Genomic DNA, 13,416 nt, shown 5'->3' on the forward strand with positions numbered 1-13,416 from the left:
CACCCGGCGGCGCACGGCACGCGCACGCGGCACGTTTCACACGTCACGGCACTCGGCACTCGGCACTCGGCACTCGGCACTCGGCACTCGGCACTCGGCACTCGGCACTCGGCACGAAACCATTCACGCAGCAACCCCGCAACGCCGCAGCGCAAACGTTCACCGTTTGTAGGACGCCTGTGCGCGACCCGATAACGTCCTACAAACGGTGAACGCGCGGGACCCCCCCGCTGTGAGCCGTGCGACGCGGGGAATACTTGTAGCAACAACTAAGTTGAGGACTCCATGAGCGAAAAGCTGGCGGCCGACACGGCCATGGGCCCCGTCACCCTCCGGGTGGGCAATCTCGACGCGATGACCGCGTACTACCGCGACGCAGTGGCGCTCCAGGTGCTGTCGGAGGACGGCCCCACCGTGACGCTCGGCCGCGGGACGACTCCCGTGATGATCCTCGAGCACGCCCCCGAGCTGAAGCACGCGAGCCCCCGCGACGCCGGGCTGTTCCACACCGCCATCCTGTTCGAGACCGAGGAGGCCCTCGCGGCCGCGGTCTACTCGGTCGCGCAGAAGTACCCGAACACGTTCACGGGCAGCTCCGACCACCTCGTGAGCAAGGCGTTCTACTTCACCGACCCCGAGGGCAACGGCGTCGAGCTGTACTGGGACCGGGAGCGCAGCGCCTGGAGCTGGGTGCACGGCACGCTCGAGATGGGCACCCTCTACCTCGACCCGAACGCGTTCCTGCAGGAGCACCTCACCCCGGAGGCCGTCGAGCAGCCCCTCATCGGCGGTGCGCAGGTCGGGCACGTGCACCTGCAGGTCGGCGACGTGCAGTCGGCGAGCGAGTTCTACGTCGACAAGCTCGGGTTCGACAAGACTGTGGAGATTCCCGGGTCGGCTGTCTTCGTGAGCGCCGGCGGCTACCACCACCACCTTGCGATGAACACGTGGAACAGCAAGGGCGCCGGCCCCCGCCTCCCAGCCCTCGGCCTCGGCCGTATCGACATCGACGTGCCCACGGCGGACGACGTCGCTGCACTCGCCGAGCGGCTCGGGCACTACGGCATCCAGACCCGCGACGACGGGCGCACCGTGAGCTTCGACGACCCGTGGGCGAATCTGATCAGGGTCAGCGCCGTAGTCTGAGCACATGACCACACCCCTCAAGGACCTGCTCGCTCAGGTGCCCACCCTGAACGACCCCGCCCAGCCGTTCACGTTCGAGGTGAAGGGCGACTCGATCGTCGGCAAGTGGGACATCGTTCGCGCCAAGTCGCTCTACCCGAAAGAGTTCAAGACGATCGACAAGAAGTACTCGATCACCGTGGACTTCGACGAGAAAAAGAGCACCTACAAGTACAAGGACCGCGAGAAGTCGAGCGGCATGTCCGTGGGCGGCGGCGGCATCAGCTTCGGCACCAGCGGCTTCTCGGGCAAGACCAGCAAGAAGGAGTTCAGCTTCGAGCTGGGCGGCATCAACAAGACCGACGAGGGCATCTCGCCCGTGCTGGCCTGGTCGTTCGACACCAGCCGCATCAAGACGCCCCTGTTCGCCTTCCTCGAGGCCAACGGCTGGACCCACAAGAAGGGCCTCTTCGGCTGATGGCGACCTCCCTCGACGACCTCCTCGCCCGGGTCGACAGCCTCAATACTCCGGATGCCGCGTACCGCCACACCGTCGTCGGCAGCTCGATCGTCGTGGCCGACCCCGCCGACCCCGAGTACGCGCTGACCGCGGCGCTGGATGGGGCATCCCGCACCTTCACGATCACGGAGACCAAGCCCGCGCAGCCCACCGGCCCGCGCCGGTTCGAGGCGGGCGGAATCTACAACACCTCCAAGCGCGTCGGGCTGCGCGGCCACATGCCGCAGCGCCGCCGCGTGAAGGAGAACCTGCTCGCCTTCCTCGAGCGGGCGGAGTGGAAGCGGGCGCGCTAGCCCCAGATCTCCCAGAGGGCGCTCGCTAGGCCGTTCCGGTTCGACAAGTGGCCGTTGCACATGACGGCGATCGTGGTGTGTCGGTCGGGCGAGACCTGGAAGTCGGAGATGAACCCGCCCATCCGCCCCTGGTGGTTGAGGCCGCCCGCCACGGTGATGTACATGCCGGCGCCGTACCGCTCACCGGTCTCCGCGCTGTTCACCACGGCGCCGGTCTCGTGGTCGTCCTGGATGATGGTGCCGGCGCGGTACTGGTCGCCCCAGCGCGCCAGATCCGACGGCGTAGTGATGATGCCGGTGTGGCCGTACGACGTCCAGCCCGACTCTTGCAGCGAGAGGTCGTCGTCGTACGACAGGGCGATGTCGGGCGCGTGGAGAGTGGGTGCGAGGACCATGTCGAGGTCGAGCGGGCCGAAGATCCGCTCCGCGAGGAAGTCTGCGAGCGACTGGCCGCTCACCCGCTCGACGACAGCGGCGAGCAGCACGTAGTTGGAGTTCGAGTAGGCGTATCCCTCGCCCTCCTCGAGCTCGTCCTCTCGCCGGATCGCGTCGACGGTCGCGGCCTGGTCCGCCGCGTCCGAGAACCCGATGCCGATGTCGTCTAGCTCCACCCAGTAGTCGGGGATGCGGCTGGTGTGGTGCATGAGCTGGTCGAGCGTGATCGTGGCACCCCAGGACGGCAGCCCGTCCACATAGGCGTCGACCGGGTCGCTGAGGCTGAGCAGCCCATCGCGCTGCAGCATCAGGACGGCCGTGGCGGTGAACTGCTTCGACACCGACGCCATGTCGAAGCGGGTCTCGGTCGTGACTGGCGTCTTGGCGGCGAGGTCGGCGAGTCCGGATGCCCCGGCCCAGAGCACGGCTCCGTTGCGGCCGACGGCTGCCGAGCATCCCGGCTGGTCTGCGGGCACGAGCGCCGTGACGGCCTCGCTGCTCTCGCGGGACTGCACGGCGTGCGGGTCGACCTCGGCGAGGGATCGGGCGGCGATCTCCGCGGGCGCGGGCGACGGGGCGAGCAGCAGGATCGCACCAGCCCCCGCAGCCACCACGGCGGCCGCGGCGAGCACTAATGGCACTGCTCGTCGCGAGATCCCCACGGGGCAAGGCTACGGGGCACGCAGTTCCCGCGAAACGGGAAGTGCCCGGAGATCGGGAGCCTAGGCCGGTCGCGACGTCGACGTGAGAGCGGTGACAACCAACTCGAAGAGCTCGCTGGGCGACGCCGTCACAGCTATCGCGCCAGCTTCGATGAGGTCGTCACGGTGAGCGAGACCGTTCCAGCCACTATAGACAACGACTGTTAGACGAGGATGCGACTTCTTGATGCGCTTGATGAAACGAAGTCCCGCGTCCTCGATGAACTTGCCGCGCTCCTGCCTGCCGTAGTCGGTGATGGCGAGCCCGTAGAACCGTCGTTCGATCTGCTCAGCGGCCTCGTCTGTGGTCCCGACTTGTGTCACCTCAATGCCAGAATCGCGAAGGGCGGCAACGAGCCCGCGGTTGTTCTCGGGGTGGTCGTCGACCCACAGAACGGGTGAGAAGCTGGAGGCGTTCTTGGCGAGAACGGAGGCATGATTGACAGATCGCGCGGCCGCATCGGGGTTGCGCGGTGTGAATGCGGCCCGTTCCTCTGTGAGAATCGCGTTCTTGATCTCCTCCCACTGGTCCTTTGCCTCAACCTCGCTTCGCTCCAGGAGCACTCGCAATCTCAGTCGCGCCCACAAATAGAGGATGAGGAAGCCAACGCCTGCGCCATAGAGGACGACAGCGACTGCCGCTTGCTGGCCCCCGGGAAATCCCAGTGATACGCCCAAGTAGTCCCCGAGCTTCTGGAGGAAGCTGGGCAGAACAGCCAGTTGCACTAGGCCTGCCCCGACTAGAAGCTTCGTCAGCCAGTCGGAGATCTGCTCGAGGTTTGAGTTTGCTTCGAACCGAACCTTGTTGGCGTCCCCAGCGACCGGCTGTACACCGCCCGCCTCTGCGCGAGCCCGCGGAACACCGAATATGAATCCCACAACGCCCGACACCGCCCCCGCCGCCAACATGTACGCCACTAGCTGCACTGACGGCCACCACGAGAGACCCACTCCAGCGAGGATCGGGATCAGCAGGCACACGATCGTCCCCGCGAGCATCGCGACGAAACCGGCGCGCAGCACACGGCCATTGGGATGCTGCTTGATCTGCGCACTCTCCCGAAAATTAGATGACATGGACTCACATTATTCTGAACGGCACCGTAGCGCCAGAGGCAGCTTCTCTGCTCTAACCCCCGAGCCGCTCGTCGATCTCGCGGACCACGGGCCACGCCGCGTCCTCGTTGTTCGAGAGCACCGCGATGTCCAGTCCCTCCTCGAGGTAGTGGCGCACGATGCCCGAGGCGCCGACGTTCACACCGTCCTTGTAGTACGAGCGCACCGTGCCGTCCTCGTTCATGTCGAACTCGAGGCCGAAGCCGTACATGGTCTCCTCGTCGTGCTCGACCTGAGGCACGAAGAACTCCTCGGTGTGCTCGGCGTCGAGCAGCTCGCCGTTGCGGACGGCCTGCAGGAAGCGCACGAGATCGGCGGCGGTGACATGGGCGCCGTCCGCCGGGCTACCGATGGGCGGGTAGCTGTAGATGTTCTGGAACCAGGTGCCGTCGGCATCCCGGTCCCAGCCCTCGGCGACCCGCGGTGCGGCGTCGCGGCGGTCGTAGAAGCCCGAGTCGTTCATGCCCGACCGCGTGAACACCTCGTCGAAGACGTACTGGCGATAGGGCATCCCGGTCACCTTCTCCAGGGCCAGCCCCGCAAGTATGTAGCCGACGTTGCAGTAGCGGCAGTCCTCCCCAGCCTTGGCGAGCGGGGGCTTGTGAGCGAACTGCGGGAGGTAGTCCTTGGTCTCGATCAGGGAGTAGTTGGGTGTCTGTATGAAGAGATCCTCGTACGACTCCCCCGCCTCCTCGTCCGCGTCGTCGGCGATGCCGCTCGTGTGGGTGAGGAGGTGGAGGAGGGTCACGTCGGTGCCGATCGTGGTGCCCTCGAGGTCGACGTAGTGGTGGATCGACGTCTCGAGGTCGAGGTTCCCCTTCGCCACCTGCTGGAGCACGGCGACGCTGGTGAACAGCTTCGTGATCGAGGCGGTGTCGAAGCGGGTGTCGAGTGCGTTCGGGATGCCCCAGCGCCTGGTCGCGAGGCCGCGGGCCGCCTCGTACACGGTGCGATTGCCCTCCTTCACCAGCACGACCCCCGTGAAGTCGTTGTCGTCGAGGAAGGCGTCGAGGCCGGTGGTATCCATGCCGGGAGTTTATCCAAGGGTTTCGATACGGCCGCGGGCGGCCAGGTCAACCGGCCTGAGCCACCGCTCCGGCGACTCCGGGGTCGCCCCAGTAGCGCCGGCGCAGGAGGGCGCGCTCGACGAGGGTCCACGCGGTGGTGGTGGCGAGGTAGAGCGCCGCCGCGAGGGGGACGAAGGCGGCGAACACCACGCTGATGAAGGGCAGCCAGCTCAGGATCCGCGGCAGGAGCCCCGTGGTATCCGTGCCGGGCAGCGCGAGCCGCTGGGCGGTGCGCCGCGAGAGCCACGCCACCACGGACATCACGGCGAAAAGGGCGAGGAAGACGAGCACTCCCGGCCAGCCCGCCGTGAAGGCGGAGCTGCCGAGAGTGACCGGCCCGAGCTGAGCTGTGAGCAGCGTGTTCGGCTCGCCCGCGATGGTCGGATGCAGGAACAGCGCGTACACCAGGGACACGACGGGCGCCTGCAGCAGCGTCGGCAGGAAGCCCGCGAACGGCGACACGTTCTCCGCCTTGTACAGGGCCATCGTCTTCTCCTGGAGCACCTGCGGCTTCGCCTTGTACCTGTCCTGCAGCGCCTTCAGCTTGGGCGCGATCCGCCGGCGGTGCCACTCGGCCTTCACCTGCGAGATGGAGACGGGGATGAGGAGCGTTCGGACGACGAGGGTGAGCACGACGACCGCGAGCGCGGCGGCCGCGGAACCGGCCAAGGGGGTTACGAGCGCGGCGAGGCCGCCCACGAGCGAGTAGACGAGGTGGAGCAGGGCGGCGAGAGGAGGAAAGGCAAAGAGGTCCACAGGAAGAGTCCTTCGAAAGTAGGGATGGGGGTGGCATCTGGCCACGCCGCATCGGCTTTCGAGCGGACTAGGTGGCCGGTACCGCCGTCGAAGGGGCTCGGGTGCGCGGGCGTCCCGCGGTGGACGGGTGTGCCGGCGCGGGCAGGCTCGTCATCGCCTCGCGGTGCGCGTGCGCCCGGGAGCCGACCGTCACCTCGCGCGAGCCGACAACCAGGGCCGCCATGGCGGTGAGGAGCACCACGGTGGCCACGGCCGCGACGATGGCGGCGGGCTCCGTGGTGAGCGCGAGCGCGAGGAACAGCACGGCCGCGAGCGCGGCGGCACGTTCCATCAGAATGCCCACGCCTCGACGCTACCCCCGACGCCGTCGGCGGTCGATACTCTGACGGGATGAAGTCTGTGCTGCGGCGGGCGAGCCGGCTGGCCATGGTGCCCGCCGCTCCCGTGCTCGTCGTGCAGGGTCGTCGGCTGCGGCGGGACACCCCGAGGCTGCCGGATGCCGCACAGCCCTGGCACGGAGAGCTCACGGGGCCCGAGCCGCTGCGGCTTCTGCTGCTCGGCGACTCCACTGTTGCTGGCGTGGGCGCCGCGACCCAGGACGAGGCCCTGCCGGGCAACCTGGCACGGGAGCTCGCCGCCCGCACGGGCCGCGGGGTAGCCTGGCGCGCTCTGGGCCGGAACGGCGCGACCTCCCGTGACCTCATCTCGGACTACCTGAGCGACGCCACGTCCGAGCCCGTCGACATCGTGTTCCTCTCCATCGGGGCCAACGATGCCCTCGGTCTGCGCTCGCGCCGGGCGTTCGGGCGCGACATCCGGAATCTGCTGACCCGCCTCCGGGAGGTGAGCCCGCTCGTGCTCGTGTCGTCGCTGCCCGCGTTCGGGCAGTTCGAGCTGCTGCCCAACCCGCTGCGGTGGAACCTCTACCTGCACTCGCGCAGCCTCGAGGACGAGGCGCGGGCGATAGTCGCCACCACCCCGGGCGTGCACATGTCGCCGCCGCCGCCCGAGTACACGCCCGGGTTCTTCGCGGCCGACCTGTTCCACCCGAGCGCCAGCGGGTACCGCGACTGGGCGGAGTTCGCCATCGAGGACGCGGCCGCGGCGGGCGTGCTGTGATCCTCACCTCGATCGCCGAGGTTCTCGAGGCGATACCGAGCGGCCGGTCTCTCGTGGGCATCGCGGGGCCGCCCGGCGCGGGCAAGTCCACGATCGCGGAGGCGCTCGCCGGCGCGCTGCCGAGTGCGGTGCTGCTGCCGATGGACGGATTCCACCTCCCGCAGGCCCGGCTCGTGGAGCTCGGCCGCCGCGAGCGGATGGGCGCGCCCGACACCTTCGACGTGGACGGGTTCGTGGCGGCCCTCACCCGGGTACGAAATGCAGGAGACACGGTGCTCGCTCCGGGCTTCAACCGCGAGATCGAGGAGCCAGTGCCCGGCGCGATCGCGATATCTCCTGCATTTCGCACCGTGGTGGTCGAGGGGAACTACCTGCTGCACTGGCCGGCGGTGCGCGAGCTGCTCGACGTGACGTTCGTCGTGGAGGTCGACCACGACGTGCGGGTCGAGCGGCTGATCGCGCGCCACGTCCGCTTCGGCAAGAGCCCGGATGCCGCGCGCGCCTGGTCCCTCGGACCGGACGAGCGCAACGCGCTCCTCGTCGCCGAGACCGCGGGCCTCGCCGACCACGTGATCCGGCTGGTTGAGTAGGGCGCCCTAGCGCCCGTATCGAAACCCGGTAAGGCCGGTTGAGTAGGGCGCCCTAGCGCCCGTATCGAAACCCGGTAAGGCCGGTTGAGTAGGGCGCTCTAGCGCCCGTATCGAAACCTCGTACGGCTGGTTTCGATACGCGCGCCAGGGCGCGCTACTCAACCCGCCAGGCCGGTCCTCGCGGACACGTGCGAGCGGGCGGCGGCGAGCGCGAGGCCGATGTCGGCGAGGGGATGCACCGGCCCGACAAGCCCGGCGAACGCCGCCGCGTCGGCGCCCTCGAGGAACCGCACCGCCTCGAGCAGGTGCTCGGGGGCGTAGTTGTGCACACCGCGGACCGTGAGCATCCGCCGCACCACGGTCTCGGGGTCGACGGTCACGCGGCCGGCCGGGAAGACGCTGCCGACCAGGACGAGCACCGCGCCGATGTCGCCGAGCTCGAGCAGCCCCTGCACCGCGGCCGGCGCGCCGGAGAGGTCGAGCGCCGCGCCGTAGCCGTGCCGCGCGGCGGGAACCTCGCGGAACGCCGCGCGCCAGCCCTCGAGAGTCCCGTCGGCGACAGCGGCTGCACCGAAGGCGCGCGCGTCTGCACGGCGGTCGGTGTCGGGGTCGCTCGCGATCACCGTGGCGCCCCGGGCGGCGGCCGCGGCGATCGCGGTGAGTCCGAGCATCCCGCAGCCTGAGATGGCGACCACGCTGCCGGCGAGGCGGCGGATGCCCTCCGCCGCCGCGAGCGCGGCCATGACCGTCGCCGTGGCGCACGAGGCTGGGGCGAGCAGGGTGGCGGGCAGGTCCTCCGCGACCGCGACGATCGGCGTGCGCGCCAGCAGGTGCGCGTGGCTCGCGAAGCCGCCCGAGAGCTCCCACCCCCGCTGCATGCGCTCGTGCCCGTACTTGCGCAGCGTGGCGCACTTCTGCGGGAGCCCGAGGCGGCAGTAGCGGCAGCGGCCGCAGTCGACGGCCACTCCCCAGACCACGCGCATGCCGACGGTGACGGCGCGGCCGTCCACGGTCCGCGGCGCCCGGCCGGGCCCGAGTGCAACGACCCGGCCGACCTGCTCGTGCCCGAGGACGAGCGGGGTGTCGGCGTGCCGGGCCCCGTCGATGGTGTGCAGGTCGGAGCCGCAGATCGTGGCGAGCTCGATCGCGACGAGGGCCTCGCCGTGGTGCAGGACGACGTCGGGCACGGCGATCTGCTCGAACGGCAGTCCGGTGCCCCGGAAGGCGAGCGCGTACATGTCACCGCTCACTCGAGCGGTGGGGCGCACGGTCGCCGCGACGGTCACGGCAGCAGTGCGGGGAGGTCGACGATGCTCGCGATGACCTCGTCGGCACCGGCGGCGCGCAGCGACTCCTCGTCGCGCGAGCCGGTGAGCACGCCGACGACGAGGCCCGCGCCCGCCGCACGGCCGCTGGCCGCGTCGGACTCGGTGTCGCCCACGACGATCATCGCCGACACGGCGCTCGTCCCGGTGCGGATGAGGGCCGTGAGCGCGAGGTCGGGCGCGGGGCGGCCCCGGCCGGCGTCGGCGGGCGTGAGGACGACGTCCACGAGGTCGGTCCAGCCGAGCACGGCGAGGATCGCGTCGGTGGTCGGGCGGGAGAACCCGGTAGTGAAGGCGATCTTCAGGCCTCGCTCGCGCAGGACGGCGATGGTGTCCTCGGCACCGGGGATGGCCTCGCACCTGCCCTCGTCGATGAGCTGGCGCAGGGAGTCCTCGAAGGCGGCGTTGAGCGCCTGTGCGGTCTCCTCGTCGGCGATCGCACGGAACACGGCGATCTTCGACTGGCCCATGGTCGCGCGCACGTGGGCGATCGCCTCCTCGCGGCCCTCGTCGGTCGCGCGCACGCGGTCCCACGCGCGGGCGAACGCGCCCTCGACAAGTCCGTCATCGACGACGGTGGTCCCTGCCATGTCGAGCACAACGAGCTCGTAGTGTGCGGTGGTCATGATGCTCCTCCTGGGTTGCCGAACAATTGAGTCACGACGGAGTCCCCGAGCCCGAGGCCCGTGGTCATTCCGATGCCGGTGGTCACCGCGACGACCCGGACGCCGTCCGCGGGTGCCTCGATGAGGAAGTCCTCTGGCGCCGAGGCGTAGACGCCCTGCCAGCGCTCGCGCACCCGCACGGGCCGCCCGAAGAGCTCTGCGGTGATGCGCTCGAGCACGGCGAACGACTCCTCGTCCTGGAACGGCGAGACCGCGGTGCCGCGCACGTGGGTGTCGCCGACGACGAGGGTGCCGTCCGGCCGCTCGGTGTACATCTGGTTGATGTCCCGCTCGATGAACTCGGGGTGCTCGCGCTCGTAGCGGGCGCGCATCCCGACCGCGGCCGCCGTCGACGCGAACGCCGAGTAGCGCAGCATCGACGAGCCGGTGAGCAGCGGGATGCCCAGGCCGACGCCCTCCGCGAGCAGCATGTCGAGGCTGCAGCGCAGCACGCCGTGCAGTTCGGCGAGCTCGGGGTAGAGCTGGTCGACGTCGAAGTTCGTGGCCACGACCACGGCCTGCGCGCGGATCTCGCCGCGACTCGTGTGCACGACGCCGCTCTCGACGCCGAGGGCGGTCGTGCGCCAGCGGAACTCGACGCCGCGCGCCTCGAGGTGCCGCGCGATCGCGGGCCCGGCCTCGCGCGGGTCGACCTGGAGGTCGAGCGGGCTGTGCAGGCCGCCGACGGCACCGACCACCGGTGCGTCGACCTGCGCCGCCGTGAGCACAGTCCCGACCCCAGACTCCTCCAGCACGGCGAGCTCGTCGTCCGCGCGGGCGACCAGGAGCGCTCCTCCGTCGCGGAGCCAGAAGCCCGCCTCGGCCGCGAGGTCGATCCACAGCTCGCGGGCGCGCTCCGCGTACTCGCGAGCGACGCCCACGTGCATCCCGGTGCCGACGTGCCCGAAGTTGCGCACAGTCGACCCCCTGATCGCGGTCGACCGCTCCACGACCACGACCCGGAGGCCGCGCCGGTGGGCGGCGTACGCGTGGGCAAGGCCGACGATGCCCGCGCCGACGACGGCGAGATCGTAGTCGCGGGTCACTTGAGCGCCTTGCGGATGAACACGGCGATGCCCTCGATGACGAGGACGAGGACGATGATCAGCAGCAGGAACGCCGTCACCTGGTCGTACTTCGAGACGCGCAGCGAGTCGTACAGGTAGAGGCCGATGCCGCCGCCGCCCACGATGCCGAGCAGGGTCGCCGCGCGCACGTTCTGCTCGAGCAGGTACAGCAGGTGGCCGACGAACGCCGGGATGCTCATGGGCAGGGTGGAGGCGAAGTACACCTGGGTGCGGGTGCCTCCGACGGCGCTGATCGCGCGCTCGGGCCCGTTCGGCACCTCCTCGAGCGAGTCGGCGATGAGCTTGCCGAGGAGGCCGACGCCGCCGATCGCGAGGGCGAGCGTTCCGGCCTGCGCGCCGAGGCCCGTGACGATGACGAAGAGGATGGCCAGGATGAGCTCGGGCACGCCGCGGATCACGAGCAGCTGGCCGCGGAATCCGTTTCGCACGTAGCGGTTGGGGGCGACGTTCCGCGCGGCGAACGAGCCGACGACGATCGACAGCACCGCGGACATGAGCGTCGCGGCGAAGGCCACCTGGAACGTCACGAGGATCGCCTGGAACACCTGCTCGTTCGTGTAGATGCCGAACGTGGGCGGCCACAGGTTGTCTTTGTCGAGGAGGATCGGCAGGTTGCCCCAGAAGGTGAAGAGGTCGGTCCAGCGGGCCTGCGCAGCGATGAAGCTGCCCACGACCACGATCACCGCGGCCCAGATCGCGATGCGCGAGGCAAGGCGCTCGCCGGTCCACGGCCGGCTCATCGCCGCCTGTATCGCCGCCGCCCGGTCGGTGGTCACGCCCGGCTTCTCGATGGATGCCGCGAACCGCGGTGACCGTCGGGCCGCCGCCCGCACCAGGGTGTCTCCGATGCCCTTGCCCGTCGGCCGCACTCCCAGGAGCCGCGAGCGGACCATGGACGAGACGATCTCGAACAGGATGCACAGCACGATGATCGTGATCGCGAGCGGGAAGGCGCGGCGGTAGTTGAGCGCGTGGATGGAGTTCGACAGCTCGAGGCCGAGACCCGCGACACCGACGTAACCGAGAATGACGGTTTCACGCAGGTTGATGTCGGCGCGGTGCAGGCCTACCGCGATCCACGCGGGAAGCGCCTGCGGAACCACTCCCGACCAGAACTCCTGCGCCTTCGAGCCGCCTGTGGAGCGGATCGCCAGCCGGGGACCCTCGTCGATCTGCTCGATGGCATCGGCCATCATCTTCGAGATCATGCCGATGGAGTGGAAGAAGAACGCCAGCACCCCGGGCAGCGGGCCGAGGGCGAAGAGGAACACGAAGATGCTCGCGAAGGCGACCGCCGGGATCGCGCGGGCGACGATCCCGAGCGCGCGGCAGACGACCATGACCGTGGGATTCGGGGTCGTGTTGCGCGCTGCGCCGTACGCGATCGGGATCGACACGAGGAAGGCCAGGAACGTGCCCGCGATCACGATGCCGAGGGTCATGAAGATCGCGCCGACGAACTCGCCGACCGGGGCCCAGCCGTCGGAGACGAGCGTCGCGCTCGCGCGGTCGTAGTGCCAGCCCGGCCACGCGAACGGCACGGTGCGGGCGATGAACTGCGGGATGTTGTCGAGGCTGTCGATGATCGAGGCGAGCGAGAAGCCCAGGCCGCCGAAGGACCAGACGCCGAGCACCAGCAGGGCGAGGAGGGTGACGACCGAGACGACGGTCGCCGCCCTCGGCCTCGGGCGGGTCACCCCGGCGAGGCGCTTGTCGAGCGCCGTGGCATCCTGAACCGTCACCGCGCGTCCTCGTCGCGGCGCTCCTTCTGCAGCTCCTCGGACAGCATCGCGTCGCGCACCTCGGCGAGCTCCTGCTCGATCACCTGCAGCTCTGACGTGGTCGTCGCGACGCGGCCGTAGATCTCCATGACCTGGTCGCGAGAGAGGCCCTCGGTCGCGACATCCAGCACGACCCTGCCGGCGCGCAGACCGACGATGCGGTCGCCCCAGCCCAGGGCGAGGTCCACCTGGTGGAGGCTGCACACGACGGTGAGGCCGCGCTCGGCGGCGATCTCGCGGATGAGGGCCATGACCTGGCCGCTCGACTCCGGGTCGAGGGAGGCGACGGGCTCGTCGGCGAGGAGGATCTCGGGGTCCTGCATCAGGGCGCGGGCGATGGCCACGCGCTGCTGCTGGCCGCCGGAGAGGGTGTCGGCGCGCTGGTACGCCCGCTCGAGGAGGCCGACGCGGTCGAGGTGTGCGAGGGCCTTGAGGCGCAGCTCGCGAGAGTAGGACCAGACGCCGACGCGCGGGCCGCGGATGCGCGACAGGGCCCCGGTCAGCACGTTCTCGAGAACCGTGAGCGGGCCCACGATCTCGAACTGCTGGAAGATGAAGCCGATGCGGCCGCGCAGGGCGCGCAGCTCCCGCCCGCGGAGGGCGGGCACGTCCTGGTCGAGCGCGCGGACCGCTCCGCTCGTCGGCAGCTCCAGGCCGTCGATGTGGCGCAGGAGGGTGGACTTCCCGGAGCCGGAGAGGCCCAGGAGCACCACGACTTCGCCACGGGCGACGGTCAGCGACACCCCCGAGAGGGCCGGGTCATCCGCACCGGGGTACTGCTTTCCCAGGTCGGTGATCTCGACTACGAGGGTGTCGCTGACCGTCATGTCAGATA

15 protein-coding genes are annotated in these 13,416 nt (G+C 69.9%); 5 read left to right on the forward strand and 10 right to left on the reverse strand.

Annotated features, from left to right (window positions below; genetic code table 11):
• Positions 1–285: 285 nt before the first annotated feature.
• From AC1RTC_RS16590 to AC1RTC_RS16600, 3 genes are read left to right on the forward strand one after another with little or no spacing between them, the layout of a single operon-like run.
• The gene (locus AC1RTC_RS16590; RefSeq protein WP_493157619.1) at positions 286–1,146 is read left to right on the forward strand and encodes a VOC family protein; all 861 of its coding nucleotides are present in this window, start codon (positions 286–288) and stop codon (positions 1,144–1,146) included.
• A gap of 4 nt (positions 1,147–1,150) precedes the next feature.
• The gene (locus tag AC1RTC_RS16595) at positions 1,151–1,603 is read left to right on the forward strand and encodes a hypothetical protein (protein ID WP_493157621.1); all 453 of its coding nucleotides are present in this window, start codon (positions 1,151–1,153) and stop codon (positions 1,601–1,603) included.
• A complete protein-coding gene (locus AC1RTC_RS16600) occupies positions 1,603–1,938 on the forward strand; it encodes a hypothetical protein (RefSeq protein ID WP_493157623.1) in 336 nt (111 codons plus the stop codon). Before AC1RTC_RS16595 ends, AC1RTC_RS16600 begins: the two co-directional genes overlap by 1 nt.
• On the opposite strand, the gene AC1RTC_RS16605 is transcribed toward AC1RTC_RS16600, so the two are convergent.
• The 5 genes from AC1RTC_RS16605 to AC1RTC_RS16625 all read right to left on the reverse strand — a co-directional run bounded on the left by AC1RTC_RS16605 (position 1,935) and on the right by AC1RTC_RS16625 (position 6,356).
• Positions 1,935–3,035 carry a serine hydrolase domain-containing protein gene (locus tag AC1RTC_RS16605; RefSeq protein ID WP_493157624.1) on the reverse strand — a complete coding sequence of 367 codons (1,101 nt, stop codon included), beginning with the start codon at positions 3,033–3,035 and terminating at the stop codon, positions 1,935–1,937. The two genes, AC1RTC_RS16600 and AC1RTC_RS16605, sit on opposite strands and share 4 nt — an antisense overlap.
• A gap of 60 nt (positions 3,036–3,095) precedes the next feature.
• On the reverse strand, positions 3,096–4,097 hold the full coding sequence (locus tag AC1RTC_RS16610) for a response regulator (protein ID WP_493157626.1): 1,002 nt from the start codon (positions 4,095–4,097) through the stop codon (positions 3,096–3,098).
• Positions 4,098–4,203: 106 nt separating this feature from the next.
• Positions 4,204–5,217, reverse strand: a complete 1,014-nt coding sequence (locus tag AC1RTC_RS16615) for a serine hydrolase domain-containing protein (protein ID WP_493157628.1) — start codon at positions 5,215–5,217, stop codon at positions 4,204–4,206.
• 46 nt (positions 5,218–5,263) lie between these two features.
• Positions 5,264–6,013 carry a YidC/Oxa1 family membrane protein insertase gene (locus tag AC1RTC_RS16620; RefSeq protein WP_493157629.1) on the reverse strand — a complete coding sequence of 250 codons (750 nt, stop codon included), beginning with the start codon at positions 6,011–6,013 and terminating at the stop codon, positions 5,264–5,266.
• 67 nt (positions 6,014–6,080) lie between these two features.
• Positions 6,081–6,356 carry a hypothetical protein gene (locus tag AC1RTC_RS16625; protein ID WP_493157631.1) on the reverse strand — a complete coding sequence of 92 codons (276 nt, stop codon included), beginning with the start codon at positions 6,354–6,356 and terminating at the stop codon, positions 6,081–6,083.
• A gap of 47 nt (positions 6,357–6,403) precedes the next feature.
• On the opposite strand from AC1RTC_RS16625, the gene AC1RTC_RS16630 reads away from it, so the two are divergent.
• Both AC1RTC_RS16630 and AC1RTC_RS16635 read left to right on the forward strand, forming a co-directional pair.
• The gene (locus AC1RTC_RS16630; protein ID WP_493157633.1) at positions 6,404–7,132 is read left to right on the forward strand and encodes an SGNH/GDSL hydrolase family protein; all 729 of its coding nucleotides are present in this window, start codon (positions 6,404–6,406) and stop codon (positions 7,130–7,132) included.
• On the forward strand, positions 7,129–7,722 hold the full coding sequence (locus AC1RTC_RS16635; RefSeq protein ID WP_493157635.1) for a nucleoside/nucleotide kinase family protein: 594 nt from the start codon (positions 7,129–7,131) through the stop codon (positions 7,720–7,722). Before AC1RTC_RS16630 ends, AC1RTC_RS16635 begins: the two co-directional genes overlap by 4 nt.
• A gap of 158 nt (positions 7,723–7,880) precedes the next feature.
• Here the strand turns inward: AC1RTC_RS16635 and AC1RTC_RS16640 are convergent, their stop codons facing one another.
• Genes AC1RTC_RS16640 through phnC form a run of 5 tightly spaced genes read right to left on the reverse strand, consistent with a single transcriptional unit; the run spans position 7,881 to position 13,408 of the window.
• Positions 7,881–9,008 (reverse strand): alcohol dehydrogenase catalytic domain-containing protein, encoded by a 1,128-nt coding sequence (locus tag AC1RTC_RS16640; RefSeq protein WP_493157637.1) that lies wholly within the window; start codon positions 9,006–9,008, stop codon positions 7,881–7,883.
• Complete coding sequence (locus AC1RTC_RS16645; RefSeq protein WP_493157639.1) at positions 9,005–9,673, reverse strand: phosphonatase-like hydrolase; 669 nt, start codon at positions 9,671–9,673, stop codon at positions 9,005–9,007. The genes AC1RTC_RS16640 and AC1RTC_RS16645 overlap by 4 nt, the downstream gene beginning before the upstream one ends.
• Positions 9,670–10,758: a TIGR03364 family FAD-dependent oxidoreductase gene (locus AC1RTC_RS16650; RefSeq protein WP_493157641.1), complete on the reverse strand. Its 1,089-nt coding sequence runs from the start codon at positions 10,756–10,758 to the stop codon at positions 9,670–9,672. The genes AC1RTC_RS16645 and AC1RTC_RS16650 overlap by 4 nt, the downstream gene beginning before the upstream one ends.
• Positions 10,755–12,542 (reverse strand): phosphonate ABC transporter, permease protein PhnE, encoded by a 1,788-nt coding sequence (gene phnE, locus AC1RTC_RS16655; RefSeq protein WP_493157642.1) that lies wholly within the window; start codon positions 12,540–12,542, stop codon positions 10,755–10,757. Before phnE ends, AC1RTC_RS16650 begins: the two co-directional genes overlap by 4 nt.
• Positions 12,539–13,408: a phosphonate ABC transporter ATP-binding protein gene (gene phnC / locus AC1RTC_RS16660; protein ID WP_493157644.1), complete on the reverse strand. Its 870-nt coding sequence runs from the start codon at positions 13,406–13,408 to the stop codon at positions 12,539–12,541. Before phnC ends, phnE begins: the two co-directional genes overlap by 4 nt.
• Between the last annotated feature and the right edge of the window lie 8 nt (positions 13,409–13,416).

The sequence above is a fragment of the Rhodoglobus sp. GW821-FHT12B09 genome (assembly GCF_058809925.1).

Bases quoted from the DNA above. Each gene is read 5' to 3' on its own strand.
- AC1RTC_RS16615 (WP_493157628.1), bottom strand. From the start codon at position 5,217: ATGGATACCACCGGCCTCGACGCCTTCCTCGACGACAACGACTTCACG.
- AC1RTC_RS16630 (WP_493157633.1), top strand. From the start codon at position 6,404: ATGAAGTCTGTGCTGCGGCGGGCGAGCCGGCTGGCCATGGTGCCCGCC.
- AC1RTC_RS16595 (WP_493157621.1), top strand. From the start codon at position 1,151: ATGACCACACCCCTCAAGGACCTGCTCGCTCAGGTGCCCACCCTGAAC.
- phnC (WP_493157644.1), bottom strand. From the start codon at position 13,408: ATGACGGTCAGCGACACCCTCGTAGTCGAGATCACCGACCTGGGAAAG.
- AC1RTC_RS16645 (WP_493157639.1), bottom strand. From the start codon at position 9,673: ATGACCACCGCACACTACGAGCTCGTTGTGCTCGACATGGCAGGGACC.
- AC1RTC_RS16600 (WP_493157623.1), top strand. From the start codon at position 1,603: ATGGCGACCTCCCTCGACGACCTCCTCGCCCGGGTCGACAGCCTCAAT.
- AC1RTC_RS16590 (WP_493157619.1), top strand. From the start codon at position 286: ATGAGCGAAAAGCTGGCGGCCGACACGGCCATGGGCCCCGTCACCCTC.